A 21,084-nucleotide genomic window follows, 5' to 3' on the forward strand; every position below is an offset into this window, starting at 1 on the left:
GGCCGGCCGGGGCGCCCCCGACCGCATGGCACCCTCGGTCGCGTGACGAGCCCCTCCAGCGCCGAGTCGCCGTGGCCGGTGCGCACCGTCGCCCGCAAGGTGGCCGAGTGGATCGGCCGGCTCGGCGAGGTCTGGGTCGAGGGCCAGGTGGCGCAGCTGTCCCGCCGCGGCAACGCGGCGACGGTGTTCCTGACCCTGCGCGACCCGGCGGCCGACCTGTCGCTGCCGGTCACCTGCCACCGCGACGTCGCCGACCGGCCCGGCCTGGAGCTCACCGAGGGCGCCCGGGTCGTCGTCCGCGCCCGGCCGGACTACTACGTCGCCCGCGGCACCTTCTCGCTGCGGGCCACCGAGATCCGCGCGGTCGGCCTGGGTGAGCTGCTGGCCCGGATCGAGCGGATCCGCCGGCTGCTGGCCGCCGAGGGGCTGTTCGACACCGCCCGCAAGCGGCCGCTGCCGTTCGCGCCCGCCGTCGTCGGCGTGATCACCGGGCGGGACAGCGCGGCCGAGCGGGACGTCCTGGTCACCGCCCGGCGCCGCTGGCCGGCGGTCCGGTTCGCGATGCACAACTGCGCCGTGCAGGGCCCCACCGCCGCCGAGCAGGTGATCGCCGGGCTGCAGCGGCTGGACGCCGACCCCGCCGTCGAGGTGATCGTCATCGCCCGCGGCGGCGGCTCGGTCGAGGACCTGCTGCCGTTCTCCGACGAGGGGCTGGTGCGGGCGATCGCCGCCAGCCGCACCCCGGTGGTCACCGCGGTCGGCCACGAGACCGACACCACCCTGGTCGACCACGTCGCCGACGTCCGCGCGGCCACGCCGACCGACGCCGCGCACCGCATCGTGCCCGAGATCGGTGAGCAGTCGCGGCTGGTCCAGGGGCTGCGCGCCCGCGCCCGGCACCTGGTCGGCGCCCGGCTCGAGCAGCAGGAGCGGTGGCTGGAGCAGGTGCGCAGCCGCCCGGCGCTGGCCGAGCCGCAGCGGCTGCTGGCGGGGCGGGCCGACGACGTCGCGGCGCTGCGCACCCGCGCCACCCGCACCCTCACCCACCGGGTGGAGGTCGCCGAGCGGGACCTCGAGCACGCCCGCGCCCGGGTGGCCGCCCTCTCCCCCGCCGCCACCCTGCAGCGCGGCTACGCGGTGGTGCAGCGGGCCGACGGCGCGCTGGTGCGCGACCCCGCGGAGGTGGGCGACGACGAGCGCCTGCAGGTGCGGGTCGCCGGTGGCCGGCTGCCCGTCCGGGTCGACAGGCAGGATGGGAACCCGTGAGCACCGCCGAGAGCCCCGCACCGACCCCCGAGCCGACGCAGACCTACGAGCAAGCCCGCGAGGAGCTCGCCGACGTCGTCCGCCGGCTCGAGGCCGGGGGCCTCACGCTCGAGGAGTCGCTGGCGCTGTGGGAGCGCGGCGAGGCGCTGGCCGAGCTGTGCCAGCACTGGCTGGACCGCGCCCGCGAGCGCCTGGCCGCCGCCGCTCCCCAGGAGGAGGGTTCAGGACCCCGCTGAGACCGGCCGGACGGCGCCGGCCAGCGTCTCCAGCTCCCGGTCCGACGCCGAGCCGGTGACCAGCAGCGTGGCCGGCCCGTCGGCGCGGGTCAGCACCGTCTCGCCGCGCGCGCTGGTGCGCCGCTCCCACGCCGTCCCGCCGACGTCGACGCTGCCCTCGCCGGTGGCCCGGGCGAGCACGTCGGTCAGCGCACGGGCCTTGCGGTCGTCGCTGATCACGTAGCCGGCGAAGTCGCCGTCCGGGGTGACCCAGCCGATCTGCAGCGTGACCTGGTCACCGGGCTGCGCGGAGCCGGCGTCGGTCCGGACGCTGGTCGGCCGCCACTCGTCGTCCAGGCCCTGCGGGGCCAGCAGGGGGTACCCGGCGACCTGCGCCGCGGCGCGCACCGACGACTCGGTCTCCACCGTCTTGACCGGGTCCTGGTCGTTGTACTTGAACGCCGACCAGCCCACCAGGACCAGCGAGATGGCCACCAGCGGCACCAGCGACCAGACCATGTTGCGGTAGCTGAACTTGGCCATCCGGTCGACCGCCGGCGCGGGCGGCGGGGTGGCCGGGTCGGCGGCGGCGGTGGTGGCGGTGGTGCCGGCGGACGGGGCGGCGGCGGTCGCGGGCTGCTCGGGAGAGCGCTGACCGCTCGGGCCGGTTTCGGACATGCCCCTAGGATCGCAGCACCGCGCCACCACCCCGTCGACCAGCGCCGGTCGGCGTCGTCAGGAGGTCCCGTGTCACTGCCCGTCCCCGACGGCCCGCCGCCCGCGCGGCCCGCCTCCACCCTGCGCTCCGACCGGCCGGCTCCCGATCGCAACCTCGCGCTCGAGCTGGTCCGGGTCACCGAGGCCGCCGCGATGGCCGCCAGCCGGTGGGTCGGCCGCGGCGACAAGAACAGCGGGGACGGCGCCGCCGTCGACGCGATGCGCGCACTGATGGGCACCGTGCACATGCGCGGCGTCGTCGTCATCGGCGAGGGCGAGAAGGACGAGGCGCCGATGCTCTACAACGGCGAGCACGTCGGCGACGGCTGGGGCAACGACTACGACGTCGCCGTCGACCCGGTCGACGGGACGACGCTGCTGGCCAAGGGCATGCCCAACGCGATCGCGGTGATGGCCGTCGCCGACCGCGGCGCCATGTACGACCCGTCGGCGGTCTTCTACATGGAGAAGATCGCGACCGGCCCGGCCGCCGCCGGGGCCATCGACATCACCGCGCCGGTCGCCGAGAACGTCCGCCGGGTGGCGAAGGCCAAGGGCGGGTCCGTGGGCGAGGTCACCGTCTGCATCCTCGACCGGCCGCGCCACGAGCAGCTGGTGGCCGAGGTCCGGGAGGCCGGCGCCCGCATCCGGTTCATCAGCGACGGCGACGTGGCCGGCGCGATCGCCGCGGCCCGCGAGGGCACCGGCGTCGACCTGCTCATGGGCATCGGCGGCACCCCGGAGGGGATCATCGCGGCCTGCGCGCTCAAGTGCATGGGCGGTGCGCTGCAGGGGCGGCTGTGGCCCCGGGACGCGGCCGAGCGGCAGAAGGCCCTGGACGCCGGCCACGACCTGGACCGGGTGCTCGGCATCGACGACCTGGTCCGCGGCGACGTGTTCTTCGTCGCCACCGGCATCACCGACGGCGAGCTGCTGCGCGGCGTCCAGTACCGGGCCGGCGGCGCGACCACCCAGTCGCTGGTGATGCGCTCCCGCTCGGGGACCATCCGGTCGATCGAGAGCCTGCACTCGCTGGCCAAGCTCGGCCAGTACGCCGCTGTGCCGTTCGGCGACGACGAGGCCTGAGCCTCAGGGCAGCGACGGCGGGGCGGGCGGGGCCGGCGGCACGGGCGGCGGCACCCGCCCGGCCAGCCGGTCCAGCACCGCCCGCCAGCGGCTGGGCGACTCACCCGGCGCCAGGCTGCGCAGCTTGAGGTCGCCGAACACCGACCGGGCGGTGACCACCACCCGCGGCGTGCCGGCCAGCCGCGGCACCGCGGCGAGCTGGACCTTGCGGTCGCCGAACACCGTCCGGCCGGACAGCTCCGCGGCCACCCCCTCGCCGACGATCACCTCGACGTCGCCGAACACGCTGCTCAGCTGCAGCGCGACGACGTCGGCCGCCGTCCGCAGCCCGCGCAGGTCGATCCGCACGTCGCCGAACACGGTGGCGACCCGCTCGGGCACGCCGGTGCTCACCGCCAGCACGACGTCGCCGAAGACGGTGGTCAGCGGGCCGGTCGCGCCGTCGCCGACGAGCTCGGCCGCCGGCCGGCCGACGAGCTCGGGCCGGGGCAGGTCGGCGAGCAGCGCGTCGAGCTCGGCGGTCGTGCCGGCGGCGTAGGCGGCCTCGACACGCTCACCGAACTCGTCGAGGGTCAGCCGCCCCTCGCCGACCGCCGCCTGGAGGCGGCCGACGACCACCTCCCGCTCGGCGTCGGACGCGCGGACGACCGGGGTGGCGGGACGGTCGGGGTGGTCGGCGCTCACCCCCGCAGTCTGCCGGAACCGGACGCCGGGCGGCCCCACCCCCGGCGGTGTCCTGAGGCCGCGTCCTAGGGTCGCCCAAGCAGCACCGACACCACCGACACACCGGGAGCGCACCGTGGCCACCGAGGACTTTCGCGTCGAGCACGACTCCATGGGGGAGGTCCGCGTCCCGTCCTGGGCCAAGTGGCGGGCCCAGACCCAGCGCGCCGTCGAGAACTTCCCCATCTCCGGCACCCCGATCGAGCGGGAACTGATCGCCGCGCTCGCCTCGATCAAGGGCGCCGCCGCGACGGTGAACGCCTCGCTCGGGGTGCTGCCGCAGGAGACCGCCGACGCCATCGTCGCCGCCGCCGCCGAGGTCACCGCCGGCACCTGGGACGAGCACTTCCCGATCGACGTCTTCCAGACCGGGTCGGGCACCTCGAGCAACATGAACACCAACGAGGTCATCGCCACCCTGGCCACCGAGGCCGGCACGCCGGTCCACCCCAACGACCACGTCAACGCCTCGCAGTCGTCGAACGACGTGTTCCCCTCGGCCATCCACGTGGCCGCCACCCGGGCGATCGTCCGCGACCTGGTGCCCGCGCTGCAGCACCTCGAGGCGTCGCTGGAGCGCAAGGCCACCGAGTACGCCGAGGTGGTCAAGAGCGGCCGCACCCACCTGATGGACGCCACCCCGGTCACCCTCGGCCAGGAGTTCGGCGGCTACGCGGCCGCCGTCCGGTACGGCGTCGAGCGGCTGCAGGCCTCGCTCCCCCGCATCGGCGAGCTGCCGCTGGGCGGCACCGCCGTCGGCACCGGCATCAACACCCCGCCCGGCTTCGCCGCCGCCATCATCGACGCGCTCGCCGCCGAGCTGGACCTGCCGCTGTCCGAGGCGCGCAACCACTTCGAGGCGCAGAGCTCCCGGGACGCGCTGGTCGAGGCCTCCGGGCAGCTGAAGACCATCGCCGTCGGGCTGGTCAAGATCGCCAACGACCTGCGCTGGATGGGCTCCGGCCCGCGCACCGGCCTGGGCGAGATCCAGCTGCCCGACCTGCAGCCGGGCAGCTCGATCATGCCCGGCAAGGTGAACCCGGTGATCCCCGAGGCGGTCATCCAGGTGGGCGCCCAGGTCATCGGCAACGACGCGGCGGTCACCTACGCCGGCACGACGGGCGTCTTCGAGCTCAACGTGACCCTGCCGCTGATGGCCCGCAACGTGCTGGAGTCGATCCGGCTGCTGGCCAACGTCAGCCGGCTGCTGGCCGACCGCTGCGTCGACGGCATCGTGGCCAACGTCGAGCAGTGCCGCGAGTACGCGGAGTCCTCGCCGTCGATCGTCACGCCGCTGAACAAGTACATCGGCTACGAGGAGGCCGCGAAGGTCGCCAAGCAGTCGCTGGCCGAGCAGAAGACCATCCGCCAGGTCGTGGTGGAGCGGGGCTACGTCGAGCAGGGCAAGCTCACCGAGGAGCAGCTGGACGCCGCCCTCGACGTGCTCTCCATGACCCACCCCTGAGCGCACCGCCCCGGCCGCCGGTCTCCCGGCGGCCGGGGCGCACCGGTCAGGCCCGGCGGACCTTCTTCTGCCGGGAGCTGTGCAGCGGCCCGTCGGCCAGCACGACCTTCATCGGCACCTTGTAGCCGGCCAGCTGGTCCGCGCAGACCCGCCGGACCCGCTTCTTCACCTCGCCCACCGGCTCGGGCCGGGTCAGCAGGACCTTGGCCACGACGATCTGGCCGAGCAGGTGGTGGGCCTCGCCGTGCACGGCGACGTCCTGGACGTTGTCCACGCCGAGCACCACCCCTTCCACCTCGGCGGGGTAGACCTTCTGCCCGCCGACGTTGATCAGGTCGGTGACCCGGCCGAGGACCCGGAACCAGTCACCGTCGACCTCCACCTGGTCGTGGGTGTCGAACCAGCCGTCGGCGTCGAACTCCGAGGGCGCGTTCAGGTAGCCGACCATGGCGTAGTCGGACCTGATCCACAGCGTTCCGTCGACCACCCGGGTCTGGAAGCCCTCGCCTCCGAGGCGCATCCACAGCGATCCGTCGTCGCGGGACTCCGACCGCAGCACCCCGACCTCGGACAACCCGTAGGTCTGCTGCAGCACGACGTCCGGGAAGGCCTCCCGCACGCGGTCCAGCGTCGCCTGCGGCATGACCTCGGTGCCGTAGGTGATCCGGTCCAACGACGACAGGTCGTGCTGCCGGTGCACGTTCGACGCCATCAGCAGCGTCAGGAAGGACGGGGTGGTGGGCAGCAGCTGCACGCGGTGCCGCTCGATCGCGGCGCAGATCGCGGTGACCGACCGGTCGGCCACCGTCACCACGGTGCCCAGGCTGGAGGTGATGGCCAGCAGCGTGTTGATGCCGCCGAAGTGGTCCATCATCAGGAACGGGATGGCGACCACCGGCTTCCGCTGCCGACGGAACTTCTCGGCGACCCGGTCGAGGTCGTGCAGCATGCCCTTCGGCGTGCCCGTCGACCCCGACGAGAAGAGCACCAGGCCGGGCGCTCCCCGCTTCCGCAGCGCGGTCAGCAAGGGGTTGTCGCTGGGGAGGCCGCGGTGCCGGACCTCCAGCGAGGTCCCCGCGTCGTCCAGCCGGACCGACCACTCGCACCCGGAGACGCCCAGGGCCACCGACTCCTCGACCACCGAGGCCGGGGTCAGCGGGATGACGGTGCACCGGAGCCGGGCCAGCGCGAGGAGGGTGCAGAACGCCTCCGGCGAGTAGTCGCCGGTGAGGGCGACGGTGTCCCCGGCGCGGACGCCGGCCCCCGACAGCCGTTCCTCGAACGCGTCGATGAGCGCGAGGACCGCCCCGTAGGACACCGCCCGCCCCTCGTGGACGAACGCGGTGCCGTGCGGAGCGGTCCGGAACCGCTCGATCAGCCACTCCACGACGACCTCAGGCCCGCGCGGAGAGGAGGTCCCCCAGCACCAGCTTGATCAGCGGGTACGAGGTGATGGAGCCGGCGTCCTCGTCGGGGATCTGGACACCGAACTCCTCCTCGAGCGCGAGGACCAGCATCATGTGCCGCAGGGAGTCCCAGCTCTCCACGGTGTCCATGTCGGTGGCGGGCCCGACGGTGGCGGGGTCCACCTCCAGGACGGTGCCGAGGAGCTCCTGGAGTGCCTTCTCATCCAGCATGTGTCATCTCGATCCACTCGGGGACAGGGGTGGTGAAGTCGGCGGTGCCGACGGAGTAGGTGCGGGCGCCGTCCTCCGACGCCGTGTCCAGCCGCAGGCCCAGCCGGTCGTAGAACTCGGCGACCTGGGCGTTCTTCGCGGTGGGCAGGAAGGACGCGCGCAGCTCGCGCGCGCCGCGGCCCACCGCGTCGGCGACGACGAGCGGCCAGATCGCGGTCTCGATGCCACGGCCCAGCACGCGGCAGCTGAGGAAGAAGCTCTCGACGTCGGCCACGTCGGCGTCCCAGCGCACCACCACTGCGCCGGTCAGGCCGGCGCTGCCGAACCGGTCACCGACCACCAGCGAGTAGACGGTGTGCCGGTCGCTGCCCATCAGCCGCTCGACGTCCGCGACGCCGTACCGGCGGGTGGTCAGGTTGAACTGGTTCGACTTCTGCGACAGCTCGCTGACCCGGGGTGCGTCGGCCCGCTCGTCGCGCCGCAGCTCCACCGTCAGCTGCAGGGAGCGGAGGTAGGACTCGTGGTCCACCGCCTGCGCCTGCAGCGCCTGGGCCCGGGCGCGCCTGCGGTACTGCTCGGTCTTGTCCCGGCTCTCGTCGGTCACCCCGCCCGCGACGAGCAGCTCCGCCAGGCGTCCCAGCACCCGCGGGTAGTCCGACAGGACGGACGGGACCTGGACGGTCGTCACCATCGGGAGCTGCTGGCGCACGGCCTCGCACTCGAAGGACGAGTCGTCCAGGAAGGCGATGCTGTCGAGCCCCACGCCGAGCTCGGCCGCCAGCTCCCGGATGCTGGACGGCTTGTCGGCCCAGCCGACCTTCTTCACCACCAGGTCCTCGTCCCGGAGCACCATCCCCGGGTGCCCGGCGAACACCTCGTCGACGTCCTCGGGGTTGTTCTTGGTGACCAGGCACAGCACGACCCCCTGGCGCCGCAGGCCGGCGATCAGGTGCTGCACCCGCCAGAAGACGTTGCCGGGGTGGTCGTGGGGGTCCAGGGCGATCCCGTGCGGGCCGTCCTCCCCGAGGACCCCGCCCCAGAGCGTGCCGTCGCAGTCCAGCGCGAGGACCTTCAGGTAGTGGGCGCCGAACCCCCGGGCCGCGGCGGTCACCCGGCGCGCGAGCTCGTCGAGGTAGGTGCCGGTGTAGGGCGCCTTGGCCCGGAACCAGAACCGCGGGTCGAAGGCCGCCGCCCGGCCGACCGCGGCCAGCACGTCCTCGGTGTCGAGGAAGCGGGTGTTCGGGAACCGGGCCACCTCCTCCCGGAGGGCGGCGTTGAACCGGTCGACCGCGACGGCCACCACGTCCCGGCCGCTGACGTCCGCCGGTGCGCCGCTGCGGTGGAAGCCGCCGACGAAGACCGCGGCCATGCCGCCGGCCCGCTCGAGGGCCAGCCGGTACCGCAGGCGGACCCGGTCCTCCAGCGCGTCGACCGTCGACTCCGGGAGCCCGGGCAGCTGCGCCTCCAAGGAGGGCAGCAGGTCGTCGAAGAAGGGCAGCAGCACCAGGTGGTCGACGCCGTCGGCCACGAACCGCTCGACGTCCCCGATCGGGTCGTCGTGGTTGCCCTGGAACACCTCCAGCCGAGTCCCCGCCAGCAGGCCGTGCCGCCGCAGGTGGATGCCCAGCAGGTCGACGGTCACCGCCGCCGAGACGCCCAACCGGACCGTCCGCTGGGCGGGCTCCCGCTCCAGCACCGCGAGAGCACGCAGCAGCTGGGGCAGCGTGCTCGTGGGCGACTCCAGCGCGGCGCGCGCCTGGGTCACCGGACCGGCGTCGAGGAGCTCCGCGCTCATCGCATGACCATCCCGCCGTTGACGGCCACGGTGTCGCCGGTGACGAACCCCGCGTCGTCGGACACGAGGTAGGCCACGGCAGCAGCGACGTCGGTCGGTCGGGCGAGCCGGCGCAGGGGCGTCTGGCGGGCCACGATCAGCTGCGCCTTCTCGGGCACGTCACCGATCAGGGAGGTCTCGCACATGCCCGGCGCCACGCAGTTCACCGTGATGCCCCGCGGCCCGAGCTCGGCCGCCATGTACCGCGAGAAGACCTCGAGCGCTCCCTTCGCCATCGCGTAGCCGGTCCAGTGGACCGAGGGTGCGCCGTCGAGCACCTGGGAGGTGATGTTCACGATCCGGCCCCACCCGGTGTCGGCCATCGCCGGGACCACGGCCTGGGTGAGCGCGAAAGCGCTCCTCACCTGCACGTCCAGCTGCGCCTGGACGTCGGCCCAGCGAGTCGCGGCCAGCGGCTTCGGGTCGATCCGCGGCGAGGCGTTGTTGACCAGCACGCCCACCGGACCGAACTCACGCAGGGCGGCCCGGTGCAGCGCCTCGACCCCGGCGTCGTCAGCGATGTCCGCCTGCACGGCCACCGCGCCGACCTCCCCGCCGGACCGGATCTCCGCCGCCAGCTCGGTGGCGCGGTCCCCGCGGGTGCGGTAGTTGACCACCACGTGGTGGCCGTCCGCGGCGAGCCGCCGGCAGACAGCCCGGCCGATGCCGCCGGCGCCCCCCGTCACCACGGCCACCCGCGGGCCGGGGACCCCGGCTCGCGCCGGCTCCGGCGTCGCCACCACCAGGACCTTGACCTTGCCCCGGCCGCTCAGCACGACCTGCTGGTGCTGGTTGACGATGCGGGTGTCGAGCTCGAGCAGGCGGTCCCGGCCGTGCTTGGCCGCCACGGTCGCGCTGACGGTGAGCTCGTCGCCGAGCCGGACGGGGCGGAGGAACTCCAGGTCCTGGCTGACCCAGAGGGCGCCGGGGCCCGGCAGCTGGGTGCCGATGACCGTCGACAGGAAGGACGCCCCGAGCATCCCGTGCACCACGACGTCCTTGAACGCCGTCGTCTCCGCGTACGCCGGGTCCACGTGCAGGGGGTTGTCGTCCCCGGTCATGTCGACGAACCGGCGCACGTCGGCCTCGGTGATCGTCCTGACCAGCGACCGGGTGTCGCCCACCTGGATGGCGTCGAAGTCGGTGAACACGTCAGGCTCCCTGTCCGGTCGGCAGCTGCCAGCGCCACACCGAGGCGCCGAAGGTGAACCCGGCGCCGACGGCCGCCAGCACGACCGTGTCACCGTCGGCCAGCAGGCCGCGCTCGACGGCCTCGCTCAGCGCGATGGCCAGTGACGCGGAGCCGGTGTTCCCGACCCGGTCGACGTTGGTGTAGGTCTGCGACAGGTCGAAGCGCATCTTGCGCACGAGGTACTCGATGAGCCGCAGGTTGGCCTGGTGGAACAGCAGGAAGTCGACCGCGGCCGGTTCGATCCCGCTCTTCTCGCACGCCCGGCGGATCACCGGCGGGAGGTGGGTGATCGCCTGCTTCCAGGTGGCGATCCCGTTCATCTCCATGAGGTCGACGACCGGGTCGAAGGCCCGCCCGGGCGCGGTCCGGAAGGCCGAACCACCCCCGCGCATGCGGACGGCCTCGAAGTTCGAGCTGTCGGTGTGGAACGCCGATCCGCGGATGCCGGCGTCCGCGTCGCCGCTCCGGCTCAGCACGGCCGCCCCGGCCCCGTCGGCGAGGTAGATCGCGGTGTTGACGTCGCGCCGGTCGATGTAGCGGGAGAGGAACTCGACACCGATGACGACCGCGTGCCGCACCGTCGGGTCGACCATCATGCGGTCGGCCGCGATGGTCAGCCCGGTGACGAAACCGGTGCAGTTCGCCTGCACGTCGAACACCTGGGCGCCGGTGGCGCCCAGGTCCCGCTGCACCTGCGCCGACAGCGCCGGGAACACGTAGTCCCCGGAGAACGTGCAGCAGATGACCAGGTCGACCGCCGCCGGGTCGACGCCCGCCATGGCCAGCGCCCGCCGGGCCGCCTGGGCGGCGTAGTCGGCTGCGGAGTCGTCGGGACCGGCGATGTACCGCTGGGTGATGCCGGTCTTCTCGACGATCCACTCCGGGGTGACGTCGAGGTTGCGGCACAGCGTCTCGTTGTCCTCGGCCTGGGCCGGGAGGTGGTGCCCGACGCCGGAGATCACGACGGCCGGCAGCGCCCCGCTCACGGGGCGACCAGCCCGAGGAAGGCGGCCAGCGCCGCGTTGCCGGTGCGCACGGTCTCCCCGTCGGCCGGGTCGCCGTGGCCCGGGTAGACCGTCCGCTCCGCGGTCAGCTCCGGCCACAGGCCCAGGATCGTGCGGCGGAGGGCGTCCTGGTCCTCGCCGGGCAGGGAGTTGAGCCCCACCCCGCGGCGGTAGAGCGTGTCACCGGTGAACCACGCGGTGCCGAGCTCCAGGACGCAGGAACCCGGGGTGTGCCCGGGCGCGCGGCGGAACCGCAGCGGTTGACCGGCGAGGTCGGCGCAGAAGTCGTCGTCCACCCAGGTGACATCGGCAGCCTCGACCCGCTGCGGGATCCGCAGCGCCATCAGCAGGAAGTTGGACGACCGCACGGTCCGTGCATCTGCCCGGTGGACGAAGACCTCGCAGCCGTAGCGCTGCTGGAACCAGGCCGCTCCCCCGGTGTGGTCGAAGTGCCCGTGCGTGCAGAACACCTGGTGGGGCCGCAGCCCCCGCTCGGTGAGCTGGGCGTCGATGGCGGCCGGGTCCAGACCGGGGTCGACGAGGACGCCGCCACCGGGGACGTCCGCCTCGACGAACCAGGCGTTGGACGGGAAGACCCCGCTGGTGACCCGGAGCACCGCGCCACCGCCCCAGTTCCCGGCGACCGTGGCCACGTCAGTTCACCCCGCCCAGGTAGACGGTCTGCGCGGTGACGTACGAGCTGCGCTCGGAGACGAAGAAGTCCAGCACGTTGACGACGTCGGCCGGCTCGGCGAAGCGGGCGAGCGGAAGGCCGGCCACGACCTGGGCGATCTTGTCCTGCGGCAGCTGGGCGAGCATGTCGGTGGGGATGGCGGTGACACCGAGCGTGTTGCAGGTGATGCCCAGGGTCGCGAACTCCTTGGCCATCACGTTGGTCATGGTCGCCAGCCCGGCCTTGGTCGCCGCGTACACCGAGTCGCCGATCGGCTCGAGGCTGACCGCCATCGAGCTGATGTTGACGATGCGCCCCCACCGGCGCCGCCGCATGAGCTTGGCGGCCTCCCGGGAGACGAGGAAGGCGCCCAGGAGGTTGGTGTTCACCATCGCCTGGGCCGCCGCCGGCGGCATGATCATCGCGTACTGCGACGTGAGCACCGCCGCGTTGTTGACCACGATGTCCAGCGAGCCGGTGGCCTGCCGGAGCGCGGCGAACCCCGCCTGGACCGAGGCCGGGTCACCGACGTCCACCCGGACGTGCGTGTAGCCCGGGTCCTCGACGGTGGCCTCGCCGCGGGCGAAGCCGATGACCCGGCCGCCGTGGGCGAGCACGTGCTCGGTCAGCAGGCGCCCCAGTCCCCGTCGGCTGCCCGTGACCAGGGCCACCTTGCCCTCGTACCCGGACGGCGTGGCACCGGCCGGGCTGCTGGCGGCGGTCATGCCGGGTCCGCGAGCAGCTCCACCACGTAGGAGGTCAGCGCCTCGACGTCGGTGAAGGGCGAGACCTCGCGGCTCATGGCCCGGTCGTCGGTCAGCTGGACGGTGCGGCCGGACGCGCTGGAGACCGCCTCCTCGACGTCGACGATGACCGACACGAGAGCGAGCGAGTCCAGCTCGGCGTCGGCGCCGAAGAGCCGGGTCCGCGGTCCGGCCTCGATCCGGTCGGCCGGGTCACGCTCCTCGTTCAGGTTCTCCAGGGCCTCCAGGACGAGCTCCTGGACGGCGGCGTGGTCGAGCATGGTGGTTCCTCCGGTGGGTGGTTCAGCGGCTGCGGGCAGCCGCGATGAGCGCGTCCATGCGCGGCAGGGTCGTCGTCCGGTACTCCTCGGCCAGCAGGCCGAGGAACACGGCGTCCTGGAACTGGCCGTCCAGGAAGAGGTGGTTGCGGAGGAGGCCCTCCTCGCGCATGCCCATGAACTTCTGCCACTTGACCATCAGGGTGTTCCGGGCGGCGACGATGCCGCACACCCGGACCAGACCGAGGTCGTCGAAGGCCAGCCGGTAGACCAGCTTCATGGCCTCCACGGCGGCCGGGATGCCGTGGACGGCCTCCTCGTCGCCGATCAGGAAGCGGCCGGGTTCACCGCGCCGGTTGACCAGGTCGACGTCGACCAGCGAGACCATGCCGACGGGGTGGCCGTCGGTGCGCTGGATGACGAAGTTGTGCTCCGTGGCCGGGCGGGTCGCGATCCAGTCGGCCTGCTGCCCGACGGTGCGGGCGCCGGCGTTCAGGAAGCGCGCGCGGTCCGCGCTGCGCCAGCGGAAGGTCAGCTCCGCGTCGGTGACGGCGAGCGGGCGGAGGTCGACGAACTCCCCGCGGAGCACGGTGCGGTCGGCGGCTGAGGGCTGCGGCATCAGTTCAGCAGACGACGAACGCCGCGGCCTCGGGCACGGGCGCACCCGGTGACGGAGGACGGTAGGCGGCACCCACGAACGACTGCTCGAGGGTGAAGCCCGCCTCCTCCAGCTGCGCCCGGACGTCGTCGGCGGTCCGGTACAGGTAGATGTGGTCGGCGTGGGCGGCGTTGACCGCCGCGGTGATGAACGCCTTGCCGCCCGGCGCCAGCGCTGCGCGCAGGCCGCGCAGGAAGGTCACGGGGTCCTCCAGGTGCTCCAGCACCTCGACGCACACGAGCCACTGCGCAGCCGGCTCGGTCGGTGTCGCGGTGACGTCCCGGAGCTCGGTCCGGTACCGCTCCGCGACACCCAGCGCCGCGAGGTGGGCCTCGGTGAAGACCACCGACGACGGGCTGATGTCGATCCCGGTGCCCCGCACCTCCGGCAACCGGCGGAGCAGCAGCCCGGAGTAGAGGCCGGTGCCGATGCCGACCTCGACGAAGGACGACGCACCCGCGACCCGCATGGACGACACGAAGGCGCTGTCGAAGAACTGGACCTGGCGGTAGTGGTGCGGCCAGACGAAGTGCGAGAGCAGGAGGCCGGGGAGGTACTCCTGCAGCATGTGCTGCTCGTTGAAGTAGACCTCGCTGGCCGCCTGGTCGTACGTCTTGGCCCGGTAGCTGCCCGTCGCGACGAAGGCTGCCTGCAACCGCATCGACTGCATGGCGAACGCCGCGTACCCCTTGGCGGCCGCCTCGACCGCAGCAGCGGTCGGGAAGAGCGCACCGACGACGGTCTCGAACTCGTCGGCCCACGGCTCCCCGAAGAGCTCTGCGCAGCGGTCCACGACGTCGGCCGCGAAGCGGTGCCGGTCCCGGAGGGTGCCGGCCAGACCGGCGACGAGGGGGTGCCGGTCGGGGTCGAGTCGGAACGGGGTCACCGCGGCGGCTGGAGGAGCGAGTGGCACCCGGCCATTAGAGGCGAGGAGCCGGGCTGGTCGGGGAGGACGCGGTGTGGGACGTACGTGTCCGTCCCGCGACCGCGCACCGTGCGCACGTGTCCCACCCGCCACTGCCGGCCACCCGAGCCGGCCGCCGGCGACGTGCCGGCGGCCGGTGGGACTGCCGATGACGGAGGGGTGACTCTCACCGAGCGGCGCTCCCTCGGCCCCGGCCGGCGCGCGACGGACTGGAACCCGCACCCCGTGGGGCACGGGGCCGGCTGCCGCATCGTCGACCTGCCCAGGATCACCGACCCCCGGGGCAACCTGACGGCGATCGAGGGCGGCAACCAGGTGCCCTTCGACATCGCGCGGGTCTACTACCTCTACGACGTGCCCGGCGGCGAGTCCCGCGGCGGGCACGCGCACCGGGAGCTGCAGCAGCTGATCGTCGCCGCGTCCGGCAGCTTCGACGTCCTCGTGGACGACGGGACCGACACCGCGCGCTTCCACCTCAACCGCTCGTACCACGGCCTGCTCGTCCCCCGGCTGACCTGGCGCGAGCTGGGCAACTTCTCCTCCGGCAGCGTCTGCCTGGTGCTCGCGTCGCAGGCCTACGCGGAGGACGACTACTACCGCGACTACGACGACTTCCTGACCGCCCGCCGGGCCGCCGACGGGGTGGCCCGGTGACCGCCGCGGCCACCCGCGTGCGGGTGCCCTTCCTCGACCTGCGTGCCGCGCACGCCGAGGTGCGGGAGGAGCTGGCCGAGGCCGCGCTGCGCGTCATCGACAGCGAGCGCGTGCTGCTCGGCCCCGAGCTCGCGGCCTTCGAGGACCGCTGGGGCGCCACGACGGGTGCCGCCCACGCCGTCGGGGTCAACAGCGGGCTGGACGCGCTCGTCCTCGGGCTGCGGGCCCTGGGGGTCGGCCCAGGGGACGAGGTGCTCGTCCCGGCGCACACCTTCGTCGCCACCTGGCTGGCCGTGGCCCACGTCGGCGCCGTGCCGGTCCCGGTGGACAACGAGCCGGGCACGGGCGCCTGGTCGGCCGACGCCGTCGAGGCGGCCGTCGGGCCGCGGACCCGGGCCCTGCTCCCCGTGCACCTCTACGGGCACCCGGCCGACCTGGCGGGCCTGACGGCCGTCGCCGAGCGGTACGGCCTGGTCGTGCTCGACGATGCCGCGCAGGCACACGGCGCGCGGTACCGGGGTCGCCCGGTGGGCGGTCTGACGCACGCCACCGCCTGGAGCTTCTACCCCGGCAAGAACCTGGGGGCGCTGGGCGACGGCGGCGCCGTCACCACCCAGGATCCCGAGGTGGCCCAGCGGCTGCGGTCGCTGCGCAACTACGGGTCCACCCAGAAGTACGTCCACGACGAGATCGGCTGGAACAGCCGGCTCGACGAGCTGCAGGCCGCTCTGCTGTCGGTGAAGCTCCGCCGGCTCGCCGAGTGGAACGCCCGGCGGGCCGAGGTCGCCCGCCGGTACGACGCCGGGCTGGCCGGCACCGACCTCGTGCTGCCGGTCACCGATGCCGGGACCGAGCCGGTCTGGCACCTCTACGTGGTGCGCACGCCGGAGCGCGACGCGCTGCGCGACCACCTCGCCGCGGCCGGCGTCGAGACCCTCGTGCACTACCCCCTCCCGCCGCACCGCCAGCGGGCATTCGCGGGCACGCCGCTCGCCGCCGCTCACCTGCCCGTGGCCGACCAGCTCGCCGGCGAGGTGCTGAGCCTCCCGATGGGGCCGCACCTCACCCCCAGCGAGCAGGACGCCGTGATCGACGCCGTCAGGAGCTTCCGACCGTGACCGAGCCGCTCGTCAGCGTCCTCGTCCCCACCTACAACGGCGAGAAGCACCTGTCGGCGGCGCTGCGCTCCGCGGTGACCCAGAGCCACCGGCAGCTGGAGATCCTGGTCGCCGACGACGGCTCCACCGACCGCACGCCGGAGCTGCTCGTCAAGGCGGCGGCCGCCGACGACCGGATCCGCGTGATCCGCCACGAGACGAACGTCGGCGCGTACGAGAACCTGCGCGGCCTGCTGGCCGAGGCGCGCGGCGACTACGTGAAGTACCTGCTGCACGACGACGTCCTGGCCACCGACTGCGTGCGGGAGCTGGTCCGCGGGCTGCAGGGGGCGCCCGAGGCCTCGCTCGCCTTCTCCCGCCGGTCACTGATCGACCAGGACGGCCGGCCGGTGCCCGGTCACGAGTTCCCGGCGCTGCTGGACCGGCCCGGCCTGATCGACGGCCGGCAGCTCGGCGACACCGTGCTGGAGACCTGCACGAACGTCATCGGGGAGTTCACGACGGCGATGTGGCGCCGGGATGCCGTCGAGGCCGGCAGCGCCTGGAACGTCGACGAGCGCCGCATCGACGTCGTGACCGACGTCAAGGTGTGGCTGCAGCTGCTGGCCACGGGACCGGCCTTCTACACCCCGCGGACGCTCAGCCGATTCCGGGTGCACCCGGGCCAGAACACCTGGAACCCCTGGACCCTGGCCCGCGGCGAGCGGGACTGGGTCCGGATGATCGACTGGGGGACCCGCCTCGGGTTCCTCGCCGACCCCGCGCAGCGCCGCAGGGCCTACGTCACCCTGGTCAACCACGCGGCCGCCCGTCTCGCGGACCTGGTCGACGGCCCGGAGCACGGCCCCTCCCTGGAGGCCCTGCACCTGGGCACCGCGGCGCTGGTGGAGCTCGGCGCCGGCCGCAGCCCGGACGCGGGCGAGCCGCTGTGGCGGCGCGCCCACGAGCCGGCCTTCATCGGACGGCTCACCCAGCAGCTGGACGTCTGGTCCCGCACCTACCCGATCGCCCTGGCCGCTCCGGCCGTCGACGCCGCGGCGGTCGAGGCGGCGGTGGACGCGCTGCGCCAGGTGGTCGCGGGCGGCGTGGCCGAGAAGCTGGTGCTCGCCGTACCCGGTGACCGGCTGCAGCAGGCTGTCCCCCTCATCGAGCGGGCGCTCGCCCAGGGCCCGGACATCGACGTCGAACTCGTGCCCAGCGACACCCCGGCCGGGCTGCTGCGCGACCCGTGGCTCGCGGTGGCCCCCCGCGCGGACCGCTGGCACGGTGACCGCGCGACCGCCGTCTGGACCTACTGAGGCACCCGGATGAGGCGACTCGACCGCGAAGTCGCGCCCCTGCCCAGCCATCCGGTCGACGGGGGCAGTAGCGTCCGGGGTTGATGAGCGAGACAGCCAGCACCCCAGACGTGGCCCTGCGCTACCCCGGCGGCGAGCTCCCCCTGCGGGTCGTTCCTGCCACCGAGGGTGCCGAGGGCATCGACACCGGCAAGCTCCTGTCCACGACCGGCAAGGTCGCGCTGGACATCGGCTTCGTCAACACCGCCTCCTGCACCTCGGAGATCACCTACATCGACGGTGACGCCGGGATCCTGAGGTACCGCGGGTACCCGATCGACCAGCTGGCCGGCAAGGCCAGCTTCCTCGAGGTCTCCTACCTGCTGATCTACGGCGAGCTGCCGACGGCGGACCAGCTGGCGGCGTTCGACCAGCGGATCCGCCGGCACACGCTGCTGCACGAGGACCTCAAGGGGTTCTTCGGCGGCTTCCCGCGGGACGCGCACCCGATGCCGGTGCTGTCCTCGGCGGTCAGCGCGCTGTCGACCTTCTACCAGGACTCGCTGGACCCCTTCAACCAGGAGCAGGTCGAGCTCTCGACGGTCCGGCTGCTGGCCAAGCTGCCGACGATCGCGGCCTACGCGTACAAGAAGTCCGTCGGCCAGCCGATGCTGTACCCGGACAACTCGCTGGGCCTGGTCGAGAACTTCCTGCGGATGACCTTCGGGTTCCCGGCCGAGCCGTACGAGGCCGACCCGGAGCTGGTCAAGGCGCTGGACATGCTCTTCGTCCTGCACGCCGACCACGAGCAGAACTGCTCGACCTCCACGGTGCGCCTGGTGGGCAGCTCGCACGCCAACCTGTTCGCGTCGGTCTCCGCCGGCATCAACGCGCTGTTCGGCCCGCTGCACGGCGGCGCCAACCAGTCGGTGCTGGAGATGCTCGAGGCCATCAAGCGCGACGGCGGTGACATCGACCGCTTCGTCGCCCGGGTCAAGGACAAGGAGCCCGGCGTCAAGCTGATGGGCTTCGGCCACCGGGTCTACAAGAACTACGACCCGCGCGCGGCGATCGTGAAGCAGACCGCCGACACCGTGCTCGACAAGCTCGGCGGCAACAACGAGCTGCTCGACCTGGCCCGCCAGCTCGAGGAGATCGCGCTGTCGGACGACTACTTCGTGCAGCGCAAGCTCTACCCGAACGTCGACTTCTACACCGGGCTGATCTACCGGGCGATGGGCTTCCCCACCCGGATGTTCACGGTGCTGTTCGCGCTCGGCCGGCTCCCCGGCTGGATCGCCCAGTGGCGCGAGATGATCGCCGACCCGACGACCAAGATCGGCCGCCCGCGGCAGGTCTACACCGGCGAGGCCGAGCGCTCCTTCGTGGAGATCGGCGACCGCTGACCCGCTGGACAGCAGTGGCCCAGGACCCCCGCGGTCCTGGGCCACTGGCGTTCCCGGGCCCCGTCACCCCCGCACCCCTGCTCCTCACCCCCCGGGGTGAGGGCCACCCCCCGATGGGGTGGCGGCTCTTCACCCCCTCCCGGGGCAGGTCGATGGGATCGGGACACCGTTCCGCCCGGACCGGTGCCCGGACCCAGGGGGAACGACCGTGCCCGCACCGACCGCGCAGCCCGCTGCGCCGCGGTCCCGGGCGCAGTCCCCCACCGGCCGGCCCGCCGCCCCGGCCCGCCGCCCGGCCGCGGGCGCGCGCACGACCGCCCCCCGGGTCACCGCACCGCGCACCACCGCCGCGCCGCGCCCGGGGACGACGCGGACGACCACGACCCGGACTGCGACGACCCGGACGACGACGACCCGGACGGCGACGGCGCGGACGTCGACCGGCCGCCCGCCCGGCACCCGGCCCCGCCCCGCCGCCCGCCGCCGGCCCGCCCGGCGGCAGCGCACCCCGCTGCGGGTGCCGCTGCTCCGGTTCGCCCGCCGCGCCGGGATCGTCCTCGGCGCGGTGCTCACCGTCTCGGCCGTGCTGGCAGTGCTCGTGCAGCCGCCCACCGGCGCCGTCTCCTCCCCCGCGGCCACCGACCTCACCGCCCGCGCGCAGGCCGCCGCGACCGCGCTCGCCACGGACGCCGCCCGCTACCGCGCCGCCCTCGACGCCGCGGCCCGCTTCGACACCCAGGTCCGCACCGCCCGCGAGTCCGGCGACCGGGCCGCCGAGACGGCCGCCACGCAACGGCAGGCCGTCGGGGCGTACGCGTCGGCCGCCTACCGCCGCAGCGCCGCCCAGCGGTTCCCGGTCGGCACGCTGTCGGTGCGCTCCCCCGGCACCGCCCCCGAGGCGCTGCACCAGCAGGCCGTCGCCGACGAGCTGACCCAGCGGCAGGACGCCGCCGTCGCCCGCGCCGCCGCGGCCGCCGTCGAGGCCGCGTCCTACACCGACGCCGCCGAGACCGCCGCGACCCACGCCGCCGAGTCGCGGCAGCGGGCCGCCGCCCTGCTCACCGGCATCCGCGACCGGGTGGCCGGCCTCGACCCGGCCGTCGTCACCCGCTGGGCCCAGCTCGGCGGCGCCGGGCAGGTGTCCGCCGCGCAGCAGGCCGCGAACACCGCCGCCCTGGCCGGCTGGCAGGGCTACCTGGCCCAGCTCGCCGACGCCGGCATCACCCCGCCGCCCGCGGCCGCGCTGGCCGACCTCACCGCGCTGCCCACCGGGCTGGCGCCGCTGCGCACCGCGGCCGGCTCCGCCGTGCCGGGCGTCGCTGCGGCCTACGTCGCCGGGCAGACCCTCACCGTGCTGCCGGCGGAGACGGTGGTGGCCGTGAGCGCCGCCTTCGCGCAGCTGGGCAAGGCCTACGTGGCCGGCCAGACCGGTCCGACCGCCTACGACTGCGCCGGCCTGACCGCCGACGTCTTCACCCAGGCCGGTGTCGGGCTGCCCCGCACTCTCGCCGGTCAGTGGCAGGCCGGCACCCCGGTGTCCGCCGGCGAGCTGCAGGTCGGCGACCTGGTGTTCAGCACCGAGGCCGGCACCGGGCTGGACGACGTCGGCCTGTACCTGGGCGGCACGGCCGTGCTCGCCGCGTCGGCCGGCCAGTACCAGGTGGCCGTGCGGCAGGTGGCCGACCTGGGCACCGCCGTCCGGGTCACCACACCCCCGGCCTCCCCCGCGCCGGTCCCGCCCGGCAGCCAGCAGGCCGACTGCGGCGCTCCCCCGCCGCCGGCCACCCCGGTGGTCACGAAGAACGGCGCCTGGGGCGGGTACCGCAACGGCCGGATCCCGGTCGAGGACCTGTGCCGCCTCGGTGGCGGGCAGTGGCTGCGCTGCGACGCCGCGGCGGCCTACACCGCGATGTCCGACGCCTACCGGCAGGCCTTCGGCACCCCGCTGTGCATCACCGACTCCTACCGCTCGTACGCCGCCCAGGTCGACGCGCACAAGCGGAAGCCGCGGATCACGGCGGTGCCGGGCACGTCCAACCACGGGTGGGGCCTGGCGGTCGACCTGTGCGGCGGCATCAACGCCTTCGGCACCCCGCAGACGGCGTGGATGGCCGCGAACGCCGGGCAGTTCGGCTGGGTGCACCCCGGCTGGGCGCAGCTGACCGGGCAGAACCCGGAGCCGTGGCACTGGGAGTTCGGCTCCCTCGACTGAC

The 21,084-nt window shown here is 74.1% G+C and carries 21 protein-coding genes; 9 read left to right on the forward strand and 12 right to left on the reverse strand.

The features are described from left to right. Positions 1 to 42: 42 nt before the first annotated feature. Together xseA and AB0J00_RS13320 are read left to right on the forward strand one after the other, a co-directional pair. Positions 43 to 1,266 (forward strand): exodeoxyribonuclease VII large subunit, encoded by a 1,224-nt coding sequence (gene xseA / locus AB0J00_RS13315; RefSeq protein WP_357744974.1) that lies wholly within the window; start codon positions 43 to 45, stop codon positions 1,264 to 1,266. Beyond that, on the forward strand, positions 1,263 to 1,502 hold the full coding sequence (locus tag AB0J00_RS13320) for an exodeoxyribonuclease VII small subunit (RefSeq protein ID WP_357744977.1): 240 nt from the start codon (positions 1,263 to 1,265) through the stop codon (positions 1,500 to 1,502). Before xseA ends, AB0J00_RS13320 begins: the two co-directional genes overlap by 4 nt. Here AB0J00_RS13320 and AB0J00_RS13325 read toward each other — a convergent pair. After that, positions 1,488 to 2,159 carry a DUF4245 domain-containing protein gene (locus tag AB0J00_RS13325; RefSeq protein ID WP_357744979.1) on the reverse strand — a complete coding sequence of 224 codons (672 nt, stop codon included), beginning with the start codon at positions 2,157 to 2,159 and terminating at the stop codon, positions 1,488 to 1,490. The genes AB0J00_RS13320 and AB0J00_RS13325 overlap by 15 nt on opposite strands. Before the next feature lie 69 nt (positions 2,160 to 2,228). Between AB0J00_RS13325 and glpX the strand changes: the two genes are divergently transcribed. Continuing rightward, positions 2,229 to 3,284, forward strand: coding sequence for a class II fructose-bisphosphatase (gene glpX / locus AB0J00_RS13330; RefSeq protein WP_357744982.1), 1,056 nt, complete (start codon positions 2,229 to 2,231; stop codon positions 3,282 to 3,284). Positions 3,285 to 3,287: 3 nt separating this feature from the next. On the opposite strand, the gene AB0J00_RS13335 is transcribed toward glpX, so the two are convergent. Continuing rightward, positions 3,288 to 3,968: a DUF1707 domain-containing protein gene (locus AB0J00_RS13335; RefSeq protein ID WP_357744984.1), complete on the reverse strand. Its 681-nt coding sequence runs from the start codon at positions 3,966 to 3,968 to the stop codon at positions 3,288 to 3,290. 115 nt (positions 3,969 to 4,083) lie between these two features. Here AB0J00_RS13335 and AB0J00_RS13340 point away from each other — a divergent pair, with 115 nt between their 5' ends. Then, positions 4,084 to 5,472, forward strand: coding sequence for a class II fumarate hydratase (locus tag AB0J00_RS13340; RefSeq protein ID WP_357744986.1), 1,389 nt, complete (start codon positions 4,084 to 4,086; stop codon positions 5,470 to 5,472). Between the two features lie 46 nt (positions 5,473 to 5,518). On the opposite strand, the gene AB0J00_RS13345 is transcribed toward AB0J00_RS13340, so the two are convergent. The 10 genes from AB0J00_RS13345 to AB0J00_RS13390 are packed head-to-tail and all read right to left on the reverse strand — an operon-like array spanning position 5,519 to position 14,377. After that, positions 5,519 to 6,859, reverse strand: a complete 1,341-nt coding sequence (locus AB0J00_RS13345) for a class I adenylate-forming enzyme family protein (protein WP_357744988.1) — start codon at positions 6,857 to 6,859, stop codon at positions 5,519 to 5,521. A 7-nt stretch (positions 6,860 to 6,866) separates the two neighbouring features. Next, positions 6,867 to 7,109, reverse strand: a complete 243-nt coding sequence (locus tag AB0J00_RS13350; RefSeq protein WP_357744992.1) for an acyl carrier protein — start codon at positions 7,107 to 7,109, stop codon at positions 6,867 to 6,869. Further along, on the reverse strand, positions 7,099 to 8,904 hold the full coding sequence (locus tag AB0J00_RS13355) for an HAD-IIIC family phosphatase (protein ID WP_357744995.1): 1,806 nt from the start codon (positions 8,902 to 8,904) through the stop codon (positions 7,099 to 7,101). The genes AB0J00_RS13350 and AB0J00_RS13355 overlap by 11 nt, the downstream gene beginning before the upstream one ends. Next, a complete protein-coding gene (locus AB0J00_RS13360) occupies positions 8,901 to 10,094 on the reverse strand; it encodes an SDR family oxidoreductase (RefSeq protein ID WP_357744998.1) in 1,194 nt (397 codons plus the stop codon). The genes AB0J00_RS13355 and AB0J00_RS13360 overlap by 4 nt, the downstream gene beginning before the upstream one ends. A gap of 1 nt (position 10,095) precedes the next feature. Continuing rightward, on the reverse strand, positions 10,096 to 11,121 hold the full coding sequence (locus AB0J00_RS13365; RefSeq protein WP_357745001.1) for a ketoacyl-ACP synthase III: 1,026 nt from the start codon (positions 11,119 to 11,121) through the stop codon (positions 10,096 to 10,098). Continuing rightward, entirely contained in the window at positions 11,118 to 11,792 is a 675-nt protein-coding gene (locus tag AB0J00_RS13370) for an MBL fold metallo-hydrolase (RefSeq protein ID WP_357745003.1), read from the reverse strand. Before AB0J00_RS13370 ends, AB0J00_RS13365 begins: the two co-directional genes overlap by 4 nt. Before the next feature lies 1 nt (position 11,793). Continuing rightward, positions 11,794 to 12,537, reverse strand: a complete 744-nt coding sequence (locus AB0J00_RS13375) for an SDR family NAD(P)-dependent oxidoreductase (RefSeq protein WP_357745006.1) — start codon at positions 12,535 to 12,537, stop codon at positions 11,794 to 11,796. Beyond that, positions 12,534 to 12,836 carry a hypothetical protein gene (locus tag AB0J00_RS13380; protein WP_357745008.1) on the reverse strand — a complete coding sequence of 101 codons (303 nt, stop codon included), beginning with the start codon at positions 12,834 to 12,836 and terminating at the stop codon, positions 12,534 to 12,536. Before AB0J00_RS13380 ends, AB0J00_RS13375 begins: the two co-directional genes overlap by 4 nt. A gap of 22 nt (positions 12,837 to 12,858) precedes the next feature. Beyond that, on the reverse strand, positions 12,859 to 13,452 hold the full coding sequence (locus AB0J00_RS13385) for a GNAT family N-acetyltransferase (RefSeq protein WP_357745011.1): 594 nt from the start codon (positions 13,450 to 13,452) through the stop codon (positions 12,859 to 12,861). 4 nt (positions 13,453 to 13,456) lie between these two features. Further along, on the reverse strand, positions 13,457 to 14,377 hold the full coding sequence (locus AB0J00_RS13390; protein WP_357745014.1) for a class I SAM-dependent methyltransferase: 921 nt from the start codon (positions 14,375 to 14,377) through the stop codon (positions 13,457 to 13,459). 198 nt (positions 14,378 to 14,575) lie between these two features. On the opposite strand from AB0J00_RS13390, the gene AB0J00_RS13395 reads away from it, so the two are divergent. From AB0J00_RS13395 to AB0J00_RS13415, 5 genes are all read left to right on the forward strand, one after another. Next, positions 14,576 to 15,070, forward strand: a complete 495-nt coding sequence (locus AB0J00_RS13395; RefSeq protein WP_357745017.1) for an FdtA/QdtA family cupin domain-containing protein — start codon at positions 14,576 to 14,578, stop codon at positions 15,068 to 15,070. Next, positions 15,067 to 16,188 (forward strand): DegT/DnrJ/EryC1/StrS family aminotransferase, encoded by a 1,122-nt coding sequence (locus AB0J00_RS13400; RefSeq protein WP_357745019.1) that lies wholly within the window; start codon positions 15,067 to 15,069, stop codon positions 16,186 to 16,188. Before AB0J00_RS13395 ends, AB0J00_RS13400 begins: the two co-directional genes overlap by 4 nt. Continuing rightward, complete coding sequence (locus AB0J00_RS13405; RefSeq protein WP_357745022.1) at positions 16,185 to 17,486, forward strand: glycosyltransferase family 2 protein; 1,302 nt, start codon at positions 16,185 to 16,187, stop codon at positions 17,484 to 17,486. The genes AB0J00_RS13400 and AB0J00_RS13405 overlap by 4 nt, the downstream gene beginning before the upstream one ends. 83 nt (positions 17,487 to 17,569) lie before the next feature. Beyond that, a complete protein-coding gene (locus AB0J00_RS13410; RefSeq protein ID WP_357745025.1) occupies positions 17,570 to 18,871 on the forward strand; it encodes a citrate synthase in 1,302 nt (433 codons plus the stop codon). A 208-nt stretch (positions 18,872 to 19,079) separates the two neighbouring features. Beyond that, positions 19,080 to 21,083, forward strand: coding sequence for an NlpC/P60 family protein (locus tag AB0J00_RS13415; RefSeq protein WP_357745028.1), 2,004 nt, complete (start codon positions 19,080 to 19,082; stop codon positions 21,081 to 21,083). Position 21,084: the final 1 nt, after the last annotated feature.

Source organism: Modestobacter sp. NPDC049651, from assembly GCF_040659695.1.
In the GTDB taxonomy this organism is placed as follows: Bacteria; Actinomycetota; Actinomycetes; order Mycobacteriales; family Geodermatophilaceae; genus Modestobacter.

Coding starts and splice junctions, on each gene's coding strand:
- AB0J00_RS13385 (WP_357745011.1), bottom strand. CDS start 13,452: ATGCCGCAGCCCTCAGCCGCCGACCGCACCGTGCTCCGCGGGGAGTTC.
- AB0J00_RS13325 (WP_357744979.1), bottom strand. CDS start 2,159: ATGTCCGAAACCGGCCCGAGCGGTCAGCGCTCTCCCGAGCAGCCCGCG.
- AB0J00_RS13410 (WP_357745025.1), top strand. CDS start 17,570: ATGAGCGAGACAGCCAGCACCCCAGACGTGGCCCTGCGCTACCCCGGC.
- AB0J00_RS13375 (WP_357745006.1), bottom strand. CDS start 12,537: ATGACCGCCGCCAGCAGCCCGGCCGGTGCCACGCCGTCCGGGTACGAG.
- AB0J00_RS13380 (WP_357745008.1), bottom strand. CDS start 12,836: ATGCTCGACCACGCCGCCGTCCAGGAGCTCGTCCTGGAGGCCCTGGAG.
- AB0J00_RS13355 (WP_357744995.1), bottom strand. CDS start 8,904: ATGAGCGCGGAGCTCCTCGACGCCGGTCCGGTGACCCAGGCGCGCGCC.
- AB0J00_RS13350 (WP_357744992.1), bottom strand. CDS start 7,109: ATGCTGGATGAGAAGGCACTCCAGGAGCTCCTCGGCACCGTCCTGGAG.